Here is a 15,760-nt window from a genome sequence, read left to right on the forward strand (position 1 = left end):
GGGAGTACAGATGACCTTGACGATTCCGCCGGGTTCGCGGTTCGTGGCCTGCCTGCTGCTGGCCGCCGCACTCGGTGCATGTTCCAAGCAGGAAGAAACCGCCGCCGGCGCCAGCGCCGGGGCTCCTTCCGCCCAGGCCGGGGCCGAGGCCGCGCCGGCGCCGGCGCCGGCGCCGGCGGTGGCCGCCAAGGTCCAGGGGATGGGCGCGGAGGAATTGCGCGAGCTGGCCACCCGGGCCCTGCGCGAGAACCGCATGTATGCCCCGGCCGGCGACAACGCGATGGAGTACTACCTGGCCCTGCGCGACAAGCTGCCCGACGACGCCACCGTCGCCAGCGCGCTGACCGACCTTATGCCGTACACCGTGATCGCCGCCGAGCAGGCGGTGAACCGCGAGCAGTTTGACGAGGCCCAGCGCCTGGTCGGGCTGATCGAGAAGGCCGATGCCGGCAACCCGGCGCTGCCGCGCATCCGCCAGAGCATCTCCAGCGGCCAGCAGGCCGTGGCCAAGCGCAGCGAGGCCGAAGCGGCCCGCGCCCGCGCCGAGGCCGAGGCGCGCCAGGTCGCCGAGCGCCAGCGCATCGCCCAGCAGCAGGCCGCCGAGGCCGAGGCGGCGCGCCGGCTGGCCGAACAGCAGGAAGCCGCGCGCCTGGCCGCCGAGCGCGAGGCCGCCGCCCGCCGCGAGGCCGAGCAGCGCGAAGCCGCCGCCCGCCAGGCCGCCGCGCAGCAGCAGTCGCGCCCGGCGACCACCCAGCAGGCCCCGGCGCCGCGTCCGCTGCGCCCGATCAGCATGCCGGCTCCGCGCTACCCGCCCGACGCCCTGCGCGCCGGCACCTCCGGCGAGGTGCTGGTGGAGTTCACCGTCGGCACCAGCGGCGAGGTCACCGACGTGCGCGTGGTGCGTTCCAACCCGCCGCGCGTCTTCGACCGCGAGGCGATGAACGCGGTGCGCCGCTGGAAGTACGAGCCGATCGATGCTCCGGTCACCACCCGCCGCACCCTGGCCTTCACCCCGAACGAGTAAGCGCCCGGGACAAGGCCAAAGGAAAGGCCCGGCAAGCGCCGGGCCTTTTCCGTTTCCGCCGGTGGATGGCGGTGCCTCAGGTGGAGATCGCCAGCTTCTCCTGGCGGTAGCGCAGCACCGCCGCGCCCCACAGCAGCAGGGCCAGGCCCAGGCTGCAGCCGAGGTAGATCGCCCACTCCCGCGGACTCACCGCCTCGGCGCGGATGATCCGCAGCAGCATCTGGTTCTGCGCCAGGAACGGCACCGCGAACTGCCAGGCCTCGGTCTTCACCGGGTTGGCCATCAGCACCAGGCTGGGGATCATCGGCAGCAGCATCAGCCAGGTGATGTGGCTCTGCGCCTCCTTCAGGCTCTTGGCCGAGGCCGCCAGCAGGGTCAGCAGCGAGGTGCCGACCAGCAGGATCGGCAGCAGCACGAACAGCATCTTGGCGATCGCCAGCATCGACACGTCCATCTGCCGGGTGATGCCGGTGGCCATCAGCGCGGAGGACTTCAGCGCCAGCAGCGACAGCAGCAGCGTGGCCAGGCCGAGGATGCAGGCGGCCGCGATCTTGCCGCTGACGATCGCCCCGCGCGCGGCCGGGGTGGCCAGCAGCGGTTCCAGCGACTGCCGCTCGCGTTCGCCGGCGGTGGCGTCCAGCACCAGGGCCATGCCGCCGAGGAAGCCGGTGAGGATCATGAAGTACGGCAGGATGAAGGCCAGCACCCGGCCGCGCCTGGCGGCGTCGGTGGCCACGTCGCGGGTGCCCGGGTTGAGCGCCTGCGCCACCGAGGCATCCACGCCGCGCGCCAGCAGGCGCAAGGCGCCGACCTGGGCGCCGTAGGTGCGCAGCGCGCCCTGCACGCGGCTGGCGGGGATGGCCGAGTCGCGCTGGGTGGTATCCACCAGCACCTCCACCAGCGCGGGGCGGCCGGCGCGCCAGTCCACGGCGAACTCCTCGGGGATGTGCATGCCCACCTCAACCCGCTGCTCGCGGATGGCCTGCTCCAGGTCCTCCGGCGCCGGCACCGCGCGGATGCCCTGGGTGGCGAGGAACGCCACCAGGTTCGGTGCGCGCTCCAGGCCGATGGTGGGCACCTCCAGCTCCTTCTCGCTCTGGGTGCGCAGCTTCTTCTCGGTCAGCGCGCCCATGCCCAGCATGATCGCCGGGAACAGCAGCGGTCCCATCACCAGGGTCAGCACCAGGGTGCGGCGGTCGCGCAGGATGTCGCGCAGTTCCTTGCACATCACGATCCACATGGTGGTCAGCGCGTTCATGCCTGCAGGCCCTCCCCGGAACCGATCACCTTGACGAAAGCATCTTCCAGGCTCGCTTCGCCGGTCTGCGCGCGCAGCTCGTCGGCGGTGCCGGAGGCGACCACCTGGCCCTTGGCGATGATGACGATGCGGTCACACAGCGCCGCCACCTCCTGCATGATGTGGCTGGAGAAGATCACGCAGCGGCCCTCGTCGCGCAGGCGGAACAGGAACTGGCGCATGGCGCGGGTGGTCATCACGTCCAGGCCATTGGTCGGCTCGTCCAGGATCACGTTGCGCGGGTCGTGCACCAGGGCGCGGGCGATCGCGGTCTTGGTGCGCTGGCCCTGGGAGAAGCCCTCGGTCTGGCGGTCGAGGATGTCGTCCATGTCCAGCGCCGCCGACAGCGTGGCGATGCGCTCGGCGGTGCGTGCGGCGGACATGCCGTGCAGGCGCGCGAAGTAGGCGATGTTCTCGCGCGCGGTCAGGCGCTTGTAGATGCCGCGCGCGTCCGGCAGCACGCCCAGGGCGCGGCGCACCGCCATCGGGTCGCGCGCAGGGTCGATCCCGTCGACCTCGATCTGGCCGCGGTCCGGGCGCATCAGCGTGTAGAGCATGCGCAGGGTGGTGGTCTTGCCGGCGCCGTTGGGGCCGAGCAGGCCGGTGATCTGGCCGTCGCGGGCCTCGAAGCCCACGCCGGACACGGCCTGCACCGTGCCGGTGCGGGTCCTGAAGCTCTTGTGGAGGTCTCGGGCGACGATCATCGCTGAACTCCGTGGTGGTGGTCGTGGCGCATCAGGGCTCCCATCCGTTGAAGCTGGTGAAAGGGGGGACGTAACTCATGCTCGCCAGGCAGGACGCATCCAGGGCCTTGGCGTCGGCGCTTTCGATGAACTGCCCGAGCAGGCGCGGCATGCAGCCCAGGCCCAGGGTGCCGTGGCCCTGGCCCTGCAGCACCAGGTGGCGGCCGTTGGGCAGGCCCTGCAGCACGCGCTCGGCGTAGCGCGGCGGGGTGACCGGGTCCATCTCGCCGGACAGCAGCAGCGCCGGGACCCCGGACTGCAGCGGCGCGGTGAAGTCGTCCGGGCGCGTGCCGTGCGGCCAGGCCTCGCAGGCGGCGAAGAACATGCGCGCCACCTGCGGTCCCAGCAGGGTGCCTTCGGCGCTGGCGGCCGCCTCGTGCTGGCGGTCGGCGTCCTCGGCGCAGATCACCGACCACTGCATGCCGACCGCCATCTGCTGGGCGGTGCCGCGCGCCATCAGCTCCGACAGCGACTTCAGCGGCGCGTAGCGCCCGTGCGCGGCCTCGTCCAGCACCAGCGGCAGCAGCGCCGCGGTCTGCGGCATGTACGAGAACATGAAGGCCAGCCCGGTGACGGTGCCGGCGTCGACCCGGCCCTTGAGGCTCTCGCCGCTGGCCGGATCGCGGTACTCGACCTCCACCGGCGCCTGCTCCAGGCGCCCGACCAGCTGCCGCAGCTGCGCCTGCGGATCCTGCGGGAAGCGCTCCGCGCATGCCGGCAGCTCGCGGCAGCGCCCGGCCTGCAGCGCCAGCGCGTCCTCGAAGGTGCGCGCGAATTCGCCGCCGACCACCAGGTCGTTGGGCGCCACGCCGTCGAGCACGATGCTGCGCACGTGCTGCGGATGGCGGCGGGCGTAGTGCTGCGCCACCCGGGTGCCGTAGGACGCGCCGACCAGGTTGACCTGCTCGGCGCCGATGGCACGGCGCACCGCCTCCAGGTCGGCCACCGCCGCGGTGGTGGTGTAGAAGCGCGGGTCGGCGCGGTCGGCGACCTGCGCCGCGCATTCGCGCGCCAGCCCGACCACGGCGGCGAAGGCGGCCTCGGTGTCGCGCGGATCCAGCCCGTCCAGCGAGCCACGCTCGCATTGCAGGAGGTTGGAACCGCCGGTGCCGCGCTGGTCCACCAGCACGACGTGCCGCTGCCGGCGCACCTCGGCAAAGGCCGGATCCAGCAGCGGCCACACCTGCAGCGCAGACTGTCCCGGGCCACCGGCGAGGAAGAACACCGGGTCCGCGGCATCGGCGCCGTCCTCGGTGGGCGGCAGCCAGGCGATGTTGAGCGCGATCCGGCGGCTGCCGGCATCGTCCGGGTCCTCGGGCACCTCGTAGCGGGTGCAACGCGCCTGCACGCTGCGGCCGGCCACGCCGCCGGCCAGGGTGCACGGCTCGAACACCAGTTCGCCGTAGCGGTTGTCGTCCTGCGGCGGGGCCGGGGTGGCGCCGCCGCCGCAGCCGGCGAGCGCGAGCGCGGTGGCGGCGGCGAGCGGGATCAGTGTCTTGCGGGTCTTCATGGGATGGGCCCGTTCAACGAAGGGTGGAAGGGATGCGGCGCTCAGGCCTCGTCGGGGACGAACACGTCCTCGATCCGGCGCCCGAACAGCCGCGCGATGCGGAACGCCAGCGGCAGGCTGGGGTCGTACTTGCCGGTCTCCAGGGCGTTGACCGTCTGCCGGGACACCTCCAGGCGCTCGGCCAGTTCGCCCTGGGACCAGCCCCGTTCCTCGCGCAGCGCACGCAGGTGGTTCTTCATCGCCCGGTACCGGTCACTGGTAGCGGCGCATGACCAGGAACTTGGCCACGCCGTAGGTGGCGCACAGCAACGGGAACACCCAGATCATCACGGCCGCGGCGGGCAGATCGATGACCTTCGCGGCCTGGAGGAAGCCGCCAGACATGTACAGCAGCGCAACCAGCGCCGTGGCGATGCTCACCGCTTCCAGCTCGATGCGCTGCTGCATCTCGTCCGCGTCGCGGATGTAGCGCACCATCGCGCGCAGCACGAAGGCGATGGGCGGCACCGGCAGCAGCGCGACCAGTGCCCGCAGCGGGCCTTCCGGCCCACCGTCCCTGAGCACGGACACGGTGGCCACCACCATGACCATGTACGCAGCCATCGCCAGCAGGATTTCCCGGGTGTAGCGCCGGCGCAGGTCGGCCGGAGCCGCCTCGTACAGGGCCGGCAGGCGCCAGCGGATCAGGCCGCTGGCCAGCGAACCGACGCCGATGCTGACCAGCATCACCGAGGCGATGTCGGCGATGCGCTCCGGCAGCAGCGGCTTGGCCGCCAGGCCGAGCGCGATGGCGACGATCCCGCCGAGCAGCCAACCAACCGCGGGTTTCAGTGCGTCCATGGGGCCCTGCTCCGCAGTGCGCTGGCGAAGGCGGAAACAACGCCCTCCTTCGAAGCGGTCCCGGCGATGCCGGCGCCGACGAAAGCCAGGCCGATGCCGGGGAATCCGATGCCGCCGATGTGCTTCCTGCCGGGCATGTCCACTCCCTGTAAAGCGTGCTTGACAGGTGGACGATAGGGCCGTCCCCCGGGCCTGTCAAGTACCCTTTACAGCAGCGTGCAGGCGCCGGCGGCAGGGCCGCACATGGGCACCCGCGGCATCACTTGTTGCTGACGTACTTCTCCCGGCGGATCTGCGCCGCCCCGAACCCCATGCCCTTCAGCGCCTCGAAGGTCGCGTCCACCATCACCGGGTTGCCGCACAGGTAGGCGATGTCGCGCGCCGGATCCGGGACGAACTCCGGCAGCTGCTGCTGCACGTAGCCGTGGCGCACGTCCGCATGCGCATGCGGGGAACCCGTCCCGGGCAGCTCGCGCGACAGGCAGGGCACGTAGCGGAACTGCGGGTGCGCGTCGGCGAACGCGCGGAAGTCGTCGGCGTACAGCAGCTCGCCGGGCGTGCGCGCGCCGGCCAGCAGCACCACCTCGATGCCGCGCTCGGCGATCAGCCCGGCCAGCACCGGCAGCATCGAACGGTACGGGGTCACGCCGGTGCCGGTGCCGATCAGCAGGTAGCGCGCGTTGCGGTCGCCGGGCATCAGGCAGAAGCGACCGTAGGGCCCGCTGGCGTTCACCCGCCCGCCGATCTCCAGGGCCTCGAACAGCGCGGTGGCCGCGCCGCCGGGGACGTGGCTGACCGCGATCTCCACCGCCTCGCCCGGGCCCATCGCGTGGTCGTGGATGGTGGCCAGGGAGTAGCTGCGCCGCGCCGGCGTGCCATCGGCGTAATCGAAGTGGATCTGGATGAACTGGCCGGGCACGAAGTCCAGCGGTTGGCCATCGTCGCGCGCCAGCACGTAGTGGCCGATGGTGGGCGCGAGCATGCGGCGCTCGACGAGGCGGAGCGGGAACTGGACGGGCACGGTATTCGTTTCGGGACAGTGTGTGCCGGGCGGCTTCCCGGCTGCGACCTATAATAGCCGCAGCTCCGTGCAAGCGCCTTCCAGGCGCGAAAGGCCTCATGACCCCACACTCTCCCGAGGCAGCGGCTCCGGCGCTGCGCGTACGCGAACTGCGCAAGACCTACGGCAACGGCGTGGAGGCGCTCAAGGGCGTCTCCCTGGACGTGGCGCCGGGCGACTTCTTCGCCCTGCTCGGCCCCAACGGCGCCGGCAAGTCGACCCTGATCGGCATCGTCAGCTCGCTGGTCAACCCGACCAGCGGCAGCGTCGAGGTGTTCGGCACCGACCTGGTCTCGCGCCGCAGCGAGGCCATGCGCCTGGTCGGCCTGGTGCCGCAGGAAATCAACTTCAACCTGTTCGAGCAGCCGTACGACATCCTGGTCAACTACGCCGGGTTCTACGGCATCCCGCGCGAGGAGGCCGGCCCGCTGGCCGAGCAGGAGCTGCGCCGCGCCCACCTGTGGGACAAGGCGCGGGTGATGAGCCGCACCCTGTCCGGCGGCATGAAACGCCGGCTGATGATCGCGCGGGCGATGATGACCCGGCCGCGGCTGCTGATCCTGGACGAGCCCACCGCCGGCGTGGACATCGAGATCCGCCGCGACATGTGGCGCGTGCTGCGCGAGATCAACGCCGCCGGCACCACCATCATCCTCACCACGCACTACCTGGAGGAAGCGGAGAGCCTGTGCCGCAACCTCGCCATCATCGACCGCGGCACCATCGTCGAGCAGGGGCCGATGCGCGCGCTGCTGGCCAAGCTGGACGTGGAAGGCTTCCTGTTCGACATCGACGGCGAGCTGCCGGCCCGGCTGCCGGAGATCGAGGGCACCACCCTCGTGGCGCTGGACGCCCACACCCTGGACCTGGACATGCCCCGCGCCATGGACCTCAACCGCGTGTTCGCCGCGTTCGACGCGGCCGGCATCCGCATCCGCTCGATGCGCACCAAGAGCAACCGCCTGGAGGAGCTGTTCGTGCGGCTCACCGGCCAGAAGGAGGCCGCATGAGCAGCACGCCGCTGGCATCCAGGTCGCCGCGCGCCGCCAACTGGGTGGCGCTGGGCACCATCGTCCGCCGCGAGGTCAACCGCATCCTGCGCATCTGGGGCCAGACCCTGGTGCCGCCGGCGATCACCATGACCCTGTACTTCCTGATCTTCGGCGGCCTGATCGGCTCGCGGATCGGCGACATGGGCGGCTACAGCTACATGGAGTTCATCGTCCCCGGCCTGGTGATGATGAGCGTGATCCAGAACAGCTACGGCAACATCTCCTCCTCGTTCTTCGGCGCCAAGTTCGGCCGCCACGTCGAGGAGCTGCTGGTCAGCCCGATGCCCAACTGGGTGATCCTCGGCGGCTACGTGGCCGGCGCGGTGCTGCGCGGCCTGATGGTCGGCGCGATCGTGCTGCTGATCGCCATGTGCTTCACCAAGGTGCGCATCCCGCATCCGCTGGTCACCCTGAGCACGGTGCTGCTGGGCGCGACCATCTTCTCCCTGGCCGGCTTCGTCAACGCGGTCTACGCGCGCAAGTTCGACGACATCGCCATCGTCCCGACCTTCATCCTCACCCCGCTGACCTACCTGGGCGGCGTGTTCTATTCGGTCAAGCTGCTGCCGCCCTGGGCCGAGGCGGCCACCCACGCCAACCCGATCTTCTACATGGTCAACGCATTCCGCTACGGCCTGCTCGGCAGCACCGACGTGCCGCTGTGGGTGGCCTATGCGCTGATGCTCGCGTTCGTCGCGGTACTGTCGGCGATCTCGCTGGTGCTGCTGCGCCGGGGCGTGGGCCTGAGGAGCTGAGGCCATGCGCGTGCTCGTGCTCGGCGCCGGCGGCACCGGCGGTTACTTCGGCGGACGCCTGGCCCAGGGCGGCGGAGACGTCACCTTCCTGGTGCGCCCTGCCCGCGCCGCGCTGCTGCGCGAACGCGGCCTGCGCATCCGCAGCCCGCTGGGCGATGCCGACCTGCAGGTGGCCACGCTTACCGTGGAGGAGCTGCCGGCCGCGGTCGCGCGCCAGCCGTTCGACCTGGTGCTGCTGTCGTGCAAGGCCTACGACCTGGACAGCGCGATCGAGGCGGTGGCCCCGGCGATGGCGGCGGGCACGACGCTGATGCCGATCCTCAACGGCCTGCAGCACTACCCCGTGCTGGACGCGCGCTTCGGCCGCGACAACGTGCTCGGCGGCCTGTGCTTCATCAGCGCGACCCTGGGCGAGGACGGTTCGATCCTGCACCTGGGCCGACCGGCCTCGATCACCTTCGGCGAGCGCGATGGCGGCAGCAGCGCGCGCGTCGAGGCCTTTGCCGCGCTGTGCGCGCAGGCCGGCATCGACCACCGCGCCAGCGCCGACATCGGCCAGGAACAGTGGATCAAGTTCAGCTTCCTCGCCGCGCTGGCCGCCGGCACCTGCCTGGTGCGCGCCAGCGTGGGCGACATCGTCGCCGGGGAAGGCGGCGCCGAGCTCATGGCCGCGCTGCACGACGAATGCCTTGCCGTGGCCGCCGCCGAAGGCCAGCCGGTGCCGGAAAAGGCGCGCGGGATTGCCCGCGCCAGCCTCGTGCAGGAAGGCTCGGACGTGAAGGCCTCGATGCTGCGCGACCTGGAAGGCGGACGCCAGGTGGAAGCCGCGCATATCGTCGGCGACATGTGGCGGCGCGCCCGGACACATGGCCTGCAGGCGCCGCTGCTGCAGGCCGCGTGGGTAAACCTGCAGGCCTACCAGCGCCTGCGCGGCGGCTGAGCCTGCGTCGGCGCGCGGCGTTGCGCCGTGTGCCGATGCACCCACGGCCGCGTGCGTATCCGCGACGGGCGTCACGCCGCGCGGCGCTGCTTGCGGAACGTTAACGGCCTTCCTGCTATCGGTGTCCCCTTCCTGCGGCCCGATGGAGGAACGATGTCCCCACCGCCGACGCCTGGAGCGACGACTTGAACCCCGGCGCCGCGTGCTGTGGCGTCATCCTGCTGTCCGCATGCGTGGCCGGCTGCGGGGGAACCGCCGGTGGCGATCCAGGCGTGGACACCGCTTCGCAGGCCAGCGCCGCCATGGACCCTGCCGTCGATGCGCGCGCCAGGCTGCCGGCGCTGCACGTCGTGCTGGCCTGGGAACACCTGGTGGCCGGCCGCAACCCGCAACAGCACGATTACGACGGGCGCATGGCCGCGTGCGCGGAGGCCGGCTGGCCGGCACGGCCGCTCGCGGCGGAGGAACGCGCCCGGCTCGGTACCGGCCGGGTGGAGATCATGGTCGACGCGCGGCGCCAGCGCGTGCGCCAGACCATGTGGACCCTGGGTATGGACGAAGCGCTTCCGGACCACGAGGCGGTGTGCCACCCGCGCCTGCGCGAGGAGCTGCTGGAGTACGAAGCGCACCCGGATGACCGGCGCTTCCTGCCGCTGGATGGAGAGCAGCTGGCCGCGGACGAGGCCCTGGCCACCTCGATCGGCTGGCGCAGGGACGGAAGCGGCCAGGTTGGCGGCCAGGACTGCGTGCGCTGGCAGTCCGACCGCCAGGAGGTATGCATGTGGAGCGGTGGTACCGGCTGGGGTATCGGGCTGCTTCCGCTGGACCTGCGCGGCTGCAACGGAATGCCGCTGGACCATTACCTCGGCGCCATCCCCCTGCAGTCGAAGTCGCTGGATGGCAGCGGCTGCAACCTGGAACTGCAGTCCTTCAGCCTTGGCCGCGGCCTGTTGCCCGCCGATCCGTCCGGGGCCGACGGCCAGTGAGGCCGGCCGGATCGTGCACCTGTCGCCTGCCCGCCCCCGGCCCGTTCCATCCGCCGGGTCCGCCGATCCGGCCCGCCTTCACCACCAAGCCCTGGGAGGCTGCATGAAGAACCTCGAGCTGAAATCCGGCGCGCTTGCGCTGGCCATCCTGCTGGCCGCCGGCGCCTGCAACCGTGAACAGCCCGCGCCCGACCCGGGCTCCGCCGATGCCGCCCAACCAGCGGCCGGCGACGGGGCAGCGTCGCTGGACGACCCCGGGGCTGAGCAGCACCGCAACATGGTGCGCGCGGGCGCCGCCTTGTACGTGGCGCCGGAGTTCTGCGGCCTCCAGTACGACGATGCCGAGCGTGCACGGATGCGCGAGCAGCAGAAACAGCTCACCGTCGAGCGGGGCCACATGGGCGCCGCGCAGTTCGATGCGATCTTCGACGCCGGCATCGACGAGGCACGCGAGGCCTTCGCCAATGCCTCGCCCGAGGAGTTGAAGCAGACCTGCGACACGATCAGGGCGATGCACGGGGCGGCGCCGCAGGGCTGACCCGCAAGATTGCGGGCGCGGCCGCCCGGGCGGCCGCGCTCAGCCGGGCAGGCGGAAGAAAGCGCGCGCCGCCGCGGTGCTGCTGGCGGCGGTGGTCGCCGGATCCTCGCCGCGGTCGCGCGCCAGTTCCTCGACGATGTGCGGGAGGAAGGACGGCTCGTTGCGGCGGTCCTTCGGCATGGGCCTGAGCGTGCGCGGCAGCAGGTAGGGCGCGTCGGTCTCCACCATCAGGCGGTTGGCCGGGATGTTCTTCACCAGCTCGCGCAGGTGCTGGCCGCGGCGCTCGTCGCACAACCAGCCGGTGATGCCGATGTACCAGTCCTGGTCCAGGTAGTCGAACAGCTCCTCGCGCGTGCCGGTGAAGCAGTGCACCACCGCCGGGCCGTGGCGGCCGTCGAACGGCTTCATCACCGCCATGAAGTCCGCGTGGGCGTCGCGCTGGTGCAGGAACAGCGGCTTGGGATTGCCGGCCGCGGCCAGGTCGGCGGCGATCTGCAGCTGCTGTTCGAACGCCTTGCGCTGCGCCGGCCGCGGGGAGAAGTCGCGGAAGTAGTCCAGCCCGCACTCGCCGACCGCCACCACCTCCGCGTGCGCATGCAGCGCGCGCAGCTCGGCGTCGCATTCGGCGGTGTACTCGGTGGCGTGGTGCGGATGCACCCCGGCGGTGGCGTAGAGCACGCCCGGATGGCGCCGCGCCAGTTCCAGCGCCAGCGGGTTGTGCTCGCGGCTGGCGCCGGTCACCACCATCTGCACCACCCCGGCCTCGCGCGCGCGCTGCAGCACCGCGTCCAGGTCGCGCTCGAAGCTTTCGTGGGTCAGGTTGGCGCCGATGTCGATCAGGTGCATGGAGCGGTCTTGCGATTCGCGGTGGGCCCGCATTCTAGCCGGGCACCACGGCCGGGCCCGTGCATCGCCGATAATGCGCCCCGGTTCCCAACGAGACCCAGCACGGCCGCGTCGCATGGCGCGGCTTCGAACGCCGGCCCATGGAATTCCCCATCACCCCGCTGCTGCCCGCGATCCGGGACAGCCTTGCCGCGCAGCCACGCCTGGTCCTCGAGGCACCGCCCGGCGCCGGCAAGACCACCCAGGTGCCGCTGGCCCTGCTTGCTGCGCCCTGGCTGGAGGGGCGGAAGATCGTGATGCTGGAGCCGCGCCGGGTGGCCGCGCGCAGCGCCGCCGGGTTCATGGCCCGGCAGCTGGGCGAGGAGGTGGGCGGCACGGTCGGCTACCGCATCCGCTTCGAGAACAAGGTGTCCGCGCGTACCCGGATCGAGGTCGTCACCGAAGGCATCCTCACCCGCATGATCCAGGACGACCCGCTGCTGGAAGGCATCGGCGCCCTGCTGTTCGACGAGTTCCACGAGCGCCACCTGTCGGCCGACCTGGGCCTGGCCCTGGCCCTGGACGTGCAGGCGCAGCTGCGCGAGGACCTGCGCATCGTGGTGATGTCCGCGACCCTGGACGGCGAGCGCCTGGCGCGCTTCCTCGATGCGCCGCGCCTGTCCAGCGAGGGCCGTTCCTTTCCGGTTGAGGTCAGCCACTTCCCCGCGCGCCGCGACGAGTCGCTGGAGGCGCAGGCGCGGCGCGCGGTCGAGCAGGCCCTGGCCCAGCATCCGGGCGACGTGCTGGTGTTCCTGCCCGGGCAGCGCGAGATCGCGCGGGTCGGCACGGCACTGGATGCCGCCTCCCTGCCGGCCGACGTGGAAGTACAGGCCCTGCATGGCGAACTGCCGGTGGAGCAGCAGTCGCGCGTGCTGCAGCCGGCGCCCGACGGCCGTCGCCGGGTGGTGCTGGCGACCAACGTGGCCGAGTCCTCGGTGACCCTGCCCGGGGTGCGGGTGGTGATCGACTCCGGCCTGGCGCGCGAACCGCGCTTCGATCCGGTCAGCGGCTTCTCGCGGCTGGAGGCGGTCCCGATCTCCCAGGCATCGGCCGACCAGCGCGCCGGCCGTGCCGGGCGCGTCGCCCCCGGCGTGGCCTGGCGGCTGTGGCCGCAGTCGCAGCGGCTGGAGGCGCAGCGGCGGCCGGAGATGGCCCAGGTCGAACTGGCCGGGCTGGCGCTGGAACTGGCCGCCTGGGGCAGCGACGAGCTGCGCTTCGTCGATCCGCCGCCGCCCGGTGCACTGGCCTCGGCGCGCGAGCTGCTGCAGCGGCTCGGCGCGCTGGAGGGCGGATCCATTACCGCGGCCGGCCGGAAGATGCTGGAACTGGGCACCCATCCACGACTGGCGGCGATGCTCCTGGCCGCGCGCGGCGCGCGCGAACAGGCCCTGGCCGCGGACCTGGCCGCCCTGCTGGAGGCGCGCGACCCTCTGCGCAGCCGCAGCGACGCCCTGGCCGAACGCTGGCGCGCGCTGGCCGCGTTCCGCGGTGGACGCATGCCGGCCGATGCCAGCCGTTCCGCGCTGGCGGCGATCGATGCCGCCGCCCGGCAGTGGCGCCGGCGCCTGCGCTGCGAGTCCACGCCGCCGGCGGAGATCGAGGCCCACGAGCTGGGCGACCTGCTGGGCCATGCCTTCCCCGACCGCATTGCCGCCCGGCATCCGGCCGATCCGCTGCGCTACCAGCTGGCCAACGGCCGCATGGCCCGCCTGTTCGAGGACAGCGCCCTGCGCGGCGAGCCCTGGCTGGTGGCCACCGAGCTGCGCTTCGAGCCGCGCGGCGACGCTCTGCTGCTGCGCGCCGTGCCGGTGGACGAGGCCCGCCTGCGCGCCGACTTTTCCGACCGCTTCGTCGAGGAGGAAGGCGCGGTCTGGGATGCCGAGCGCCGCGCCCTGGTCGCCCGCCGCGAATCGCGCTTCGACCGCATCGTGCTCGACAGCCGCCCCGCCGGCCGGGTGGATCCGGAACAGGCCGCGCAGGCGCTGACCAACGCCGTGCGCGAACTGGGCCTGGAGGCCTTGCCGTGGACCGAAGGCCTGCGCCAGTGGCAGGCGCGCGTGGCCTGCCTGCGCGGCTGGATGCCGGAGCTGGGGCTGCCCGACCTCACCGACGAGGCCCTGCTGGCCAGCGTCGACGCCTGGCTGCGCCCGGCCTTCGCCGGCAAGACCCGGCTGGACGCGCTGTCCGAGCAGGAACTGGGCGAGGCGCTCAAGTCGCCGCTGGACTGGAACCTGCGCCAGCAGGTGGACCGCCTGGCCCCGGTACGCATTACCGTGCCCTCGGGCATGGACCGGCCGATCGAATACGCGCTGGAGCCAGATGGCACGCCGCGCCCGCCGGTGCTGGCGGTCAAGCTGCAGGAGCTGTTCGGCCTGGCCGACACCCCGCGCATCGCCGACGGCCGCGTGCCGCTGCTGCTGCACCTGCTCTCTCCCGGCGGCAAGCCGCTGCAGGTCACCGGCGACCTGCGCAGCTTCTGGGACAACACCTATCCGGAAGTGCGCAAGGAGATGAAGGGGCGGTATCCCAAGCATCCGTGGCCGGATGATCCGTGGTCGGCGACTGCCACCCACCGGGCCAAACCGCGGGGGACGTAAGGCCTACGTCGCCGGCAGCCACGACGGTGCGCGGCATGGCTGCCGGGCGAGCACGGCGCATGGCCAGTTACTGCTGGCCTCTCCGGTGCTTGCCTGGCCCTGGCCTTGGCCCTGGCGCTGGCCGTGCCGCGCAGCGGCGGGCTGTCGATCGGCAGCCACCGGGGCGGCAAGCTTGCCTTCCGCATGATGTCCGGCTTCGACGGCCACGCACGCTGGAACCGGGCGCGGTGCAGCAGGCCACGGTGTACGAGTGGGTCGCATCGCCATCACTGCCTGCTGGTGTCGCTGGCCTGGCGGGCCAGCCGCAACCGCGGCGGCGCGCCGCAGGCCGCCTGGGCCGGGCGGCTGTCCGTCGCATGAACATGCAGCGGTTGCGGCCGGAACCTGCGCGGCCCGGCCGCGGGCCCTGACGTATCTTGCACGGGTGCCCGCCCACACTGGGCCCCGTCTCCCCATTCCTGAAAGAAGGGATCGCCATGAGCAAGCTCACCATCATCACCGACCGGGCGCTGGAACTGGCCGAGCAGGCCGGCGCCGGCCTGCGCAGCGCGGGCCGCCAGGCGGGTTCGGGCCTGCGCCACGCCGGCGTCGGCGCCGAGCAATGGCTCAAGGCCGGTGCCGCCCTGGGCGCCGCACGCGCCGGCACCCGTGCCGCCGCCACCGTGGTCCGCCGCAATCCCGTGGCCGTGGCCGCCGCTGCCGCCGTGGTCGGTGCCGGCGTGCTGGCCTACGTGATGTACCGCAAGCGCCGCCAGCAGCGCGCAAGCGCCCCGCTGGAGGGCGAGGCCTACCAGGTGCGCGACAACGGCAATGCCCGCGCCCGCGCCAGCGCGCGCCGTACCCACAACATCACCAGTGCGGAGTGACTGGCTTGGGATTGGTGATCCGGGATTCGTGATTCGTGCGGGAGTTCGCGGGAACCGCGGATCCACGGCTCCCGGCTCGCCGCGCCGTTGCCTGGCGCCTCAACGCACCACTTCGCTCCATTGCCCAGGTGGCAGCGGCGTGCCGTCGGCGCCGTGCAAGCGGTGCGGGCCGATCGCCACGCGCACCAGGCGCAGGGTAGGCAGGCCGACCGCGGCGGTCATGCGCCGCACTTGGCGGTTGCGGCCCTCGGTGATCACCAGCTCCAGCCAGGCATCGGGCACGGTCTTGCGGTAGCGCACCGGCGGATCGCGGGGCCACAGCGCCGGCGGCGGGTCCAGGCGCCGCACCTTCGCCGGGCGCGTGGGGCCGTCGTTGAGCACCACGCCTGCGCGCAACGCCTGCAGCTGTTCCTCGCGCGGGTCGCCTTCCACCTGCACCCAGTAGGTCTTGGGCTGCTTGTGCCGCGGATCGGTCAGGCGGTGCGCCAGCGCGCCGTCGTCGGTCAGCAGCAGCAGGCCCTCGCTGTCGTGGTCCAGGCGGCCGGCGGGGTACACGTCCTTCGGCAGGCCGAAGCCGGCCAGGGTCGGGCGCGGCGGCTGGCTGCGGTCGGTGAACTGGCAGAGCACCCCGTAGGGCTTGTTGAAGGCGATCAGCATCGGGGTGCGG

The 15,760-nt window shown here is 72.4% G+C and carries 16 protein-coding genes and 1 pseudogene; 9 read left to right on the forward strand and 8 right to left on the reverse strand.

What is annotated here, in order from left to right; genetic code table 11:
* Positions 1-10 precede the first annotated feature (10 nt).
* Positions 11-1,024: an energy transducer TonB gene (locus EIM48_RS04945; protein WP_125111174.1), complete on the forward strand. Its 1,014-nt coding sequence runs from the start codon at positions 11-13 to the stop codon at positions 1,022-1,024.
* A gap of 76 nt (positions 1,025-1,100) precedes the next feature.
* Here EIM48_RS04945 and EIM48_RS04950 read toward each other — a convergent pair whose 3' ends face one another.
* The 6 genes from EIM48_RS04950 to EIM48_RS04975 form a co-directional block, all read right to left on the reverse strand.
* Positions 1,101-2,282 (reverse strand): ABC transporter permease, encoded by a 1,182-nt coding sequence (locus EIM48_RS04950; RefSeq protein ID WP_125111175.1) that lies wholly within the window; start codon positions 2,280-2,282, stop codon positions 1,101-1,103.
* On the reverse strand, positions 2,279-3,025 hold the full coding sequence (locus EIM48_RS04955) for an ATP-binding cassette domain-containing protein (RefSeq protein ID WP_028914283.1): 747 nt from the start codon (positions 3,023-3,025) through the stop codon (positions 2,279-2,281). Before EIM48_RS04955 ends, EIM48_RS04950 begins: the two co-directional genes overlap by 4 nt.
* A gap of 31 nt (positions 3,026-3,056) precedes the next feature.
* A complete protein-coding gene (locus EIM48_RS04960; RefSeq protein WP_019397376.1) occupies positions 3,057-4,574 on the reverse strand; it encodes an alpha/beta hydrolase in 1,518 nt (505 codons plus the stop codon).
* A gap of 41 nt (positions 4,575-4,615) precedes the next feature.
* Complete coding sequence (locus EIM48_RS04965) at positions 4,616-4,813, reverse strand: helix-turn-helix transcriptional regulator (RefSeq protein ID WP_019397375.1); 198 nt, start codon at positions 4,811-4,813, stop codon at positions 4,616-4,618.
* A gap of 13 nt (positions 4,814-4,826) precedes the next feature.
* Complete coding sequence (locus EIM48_RS04970) at positions 4,827-5,414, reverse strand: hypothetical protein (RefSeq protein ID WP_019397374.1); 588 nt, start codon at positions 5,412-5,414, stop codon at positions 4,827-4,829.
* A 259-nt stretch (positions 5,415-5,673) separates the two neighbouring features.
* Complete coding sequence (locus tag EIM48_RS04975; RefSeq protein ID WP_125111176.1) at positions 5,674-6,435, reverse strand: ferredoxin--NADP reductase; 762 nt, start codon at positions 6,433-6,435, stop codon at positions 5,674-5,676.
* Between the two features lie 98 nt (positions 6,436-6,533).
* Here EIM48_RS04975 and EIM48_RS04980 point away from each other — a divergent pair, with 98 nt between their 5' ends.
* The 5 genes from EIM48_RS04980 to EIM48_RS05000 all read left to right on the forward strand — a co-directional run bounded on the left by EIM48_RS04980 (position 6,534) and on the right by EIM48_RS05000 (position 10,745).
* Positions 6,534-7,484 (forward strand): ABC transporter ATP-binding protein, encoded by a 951-nt coding sequence (locus tag EIM48_RS04980; protein ID WP_019397371.1) that lies wholly within the window; start codon positions 6,534-6,536, stop codon positions 7,482-7,484.
* Entirely contained in the window at positions 7,481-8,281 is an 801-nt protein-coding gene (locus EIM48_RS04985; protein ID WP_125076419.1) for an ABC transporter permease, read from the forward strand. The genes EIM48_RS04980 and EIM48_RS04985 overlap by 4 nt, the downstream gene beginning before the upstream one ends.
* Before the next feature lie 4 nt (positions 8,282-8,285).
* Positions 8,286-9,221, forward strand: a complete 936-nt coding sequence (gene panE / locus EIM48_RS04990) for a 2-dehydropantoate 2-reductase (protein WP_125111177.1) — start codon at positions 8,286-8,288, stop codon at positions 9,219-9,221.
* A 272-nt stretch (positions 9,222-9,493) separates the two neighbouring features.
* Positions 9,494-10,207 carry a hypothetical protein gene (locus EIM48_RS04995; protein ID WP_125111178.1) on the forward strand — a complete coding sequence of 238 codons (714 nt, stop codon included), beginning with the start codon at positions 9,494-9,496 and terminating at the stop codon, positions 10,205-10,207.
* Between the two features lie 103 nt (positions 10,208-10,310).
* Entirely contained in the window at positions 10,311-10,745 is a 435-nt protein-coding gene (locus EIM48_RS05000; RefSeq protein ID WP_125076422.1) for a hypothetical protein, read from the forward strand.
* 39 nt (positions 10,746-10,784) lie between these two features.
* On the opposite strand, the gene EIM48_RS05005 is transcribed toward EIM48_RS05000, so the two are convergent.
* Complete coding sequence (locus EIM48_RS05005) at positions 10,785-11,591, reverse strand: TatD family hydrolase (RefSeq protein ID WP_125111179.1); 807 nt, start codon at positions 11,589-11,591, stop codon at positions 10,785-10,787.
* Between the two features lie 140 nt (positions 11,592-11,731).
* Between EIM48_RS05005 and hrpB the strand changes: the two genes are divergently transcribed.
* From hrpB to EIM48_RS05020, 3 genes are all read left to right on the forward strand, one after another.
* Entirely contained in the window at positions 11,732-14,227 is a 2,496-nt protein-coding gene (hrpB, locus tag EIM48_RS05010; protein ID WP_125111180.1) for an ATP-dependent helicase HrpB, read from the forward strand.
* A gap of 105 nt (positions 14,228-14,332) precedes the next feature.
* Positions 14,333-14,587: a hypothetical protein gene (locus EIM48_RS05015; RefSeq protein WP_125111181.1), complete on the forward strand. Its 255-nt coding sequence runs from the start codon at positions 14,333-14,335 to the stop codon at positions 14,585-14,587.
* A gap of 116 nt (positions 14,588-14,703) precedes the next feature.
* On the forward strand, positions 14,704-15,093 hold the full coding sequence (locus EIM48_RS05020; protein WP_019397364.1) for a hypothetical protein: 390 nt from the start codon (positions 14,704-14,706) through the stop codon (positions 15,091-15,093).
* Positions 15,094-15,261: 168 nt separating this feature from the next.
* Here the strand turns inward: EIM48_RS05020 and EIM48_RS05025 are convergent.
* Positions 15,262-15,750: pseudogene (locus tag EIM48_RS05025) on the reverse strand (pseudouridine synthase); the annotation flags it as partial.
* Between the last annotated feature and the right edge of the window lie 10 nt (positions 15,751-15,760).

The organism is Pseudoxanthomonas sp. SGNA-20 (genome assembly GCF_003931635.1).
GTDB lineage: Bacteria > Pseudomonadota > Gammaproteobacteria > Xanthomonadales > Xanthomonadaceae > Pseudoxanthomonas.

Bases quoted from the DNA above. Each gene is read 5' to 3' on its own strand.
- EIM48_RS04970 (WP_019397374.1), bottom strand. From the start codon at position 5,414: ATGGACGCACTGAAACCCGCGGTTGGTTGGCTGCTCGGCGGGATCGTC.
- EIM48_RS04950 (WP_125111175.1), bottom strand. From the start codon at position 2,282: ATGAACGCGCTGACCACCATGTGGATCGTGATGTGCAAGGAACTGCGC.
- panE (WP_125111177.1), top strand. From the start codon at position 8,286: ATGCGCGTGCTCGTGCTCGGCGCCGGCGGCACCGGCGGTTACTTCGGC.
- hrpB (WP_125111180.1), top strand. From the start codon at position 11,732: ATGGAATTCCCCATCACCCCGCTGCTGCCCGCGATCCGGGACAGCCTT.
- EIM48_RS04985 (WP_125076419.1), top strand. From the start codon at position 7,481: ATGAGCAGCACGCCGCTGGCATCCAGGTCGCCGCGCGCCGCCAACTGG.
- EIM48_RS04945 (WP_125111174.1), top strand. From the start codon at position 11: ATGACCTTGACGATTCCGCCGGGTTCGCGGTTCGTGGCCTGCCTGCTG.
- EIM48_RS04955 (WP_028914283.1), bottom strand. From the start codon at position 3,025: ATGATCGTCGCCCGAGACCTCCACAAGAGCTTCAGGACCCGCACCGGC.
- EIM48_RS04965 (WP_019397375.1), bottom strand. From the start codon at position 4,813: ATGAAGAACCACCTGCGTGCGCTGCGCGAGGAACGGGGCTGGTCCCAG.
- EIM48_RS04980 (WP_019397371.1), top strand. From the start codon at position 6,534: ATGACCCCACACTCTCCCGAGGCAGCGGCTCCGGCGCTGCGCGTACGC.
- EIM48_RS04960 (WP_019397376.1), bottom strand. From the start codon at position 4,574: ATGAAGACCCGCAAGACACTGATCCCGCTCGCCGCCGCCACCGCGCTC.
- EIM48_RS05000 (WP_125076422.1), top strand. From the start codon at position 10,311: ATGAAGAACCTCGAGCTGAAATCCGGCGCGCTTGCGCTGGCCATCCTG.
- EIM48_RS05020 (WP_019397364.1), top strand. From the start codon at position 14,704: ATGAGCAAGCTCACCATCATCACCGACCGGGCGCTGGAACTGGCCGAG.
- EIM48_RS05005 (WP_125111179.1), bottom strand. From the start codon at position 11,591: ATGCACCTGATCGACATCGGCGCCAACCTGACCCACGAAAGCTTCGAG.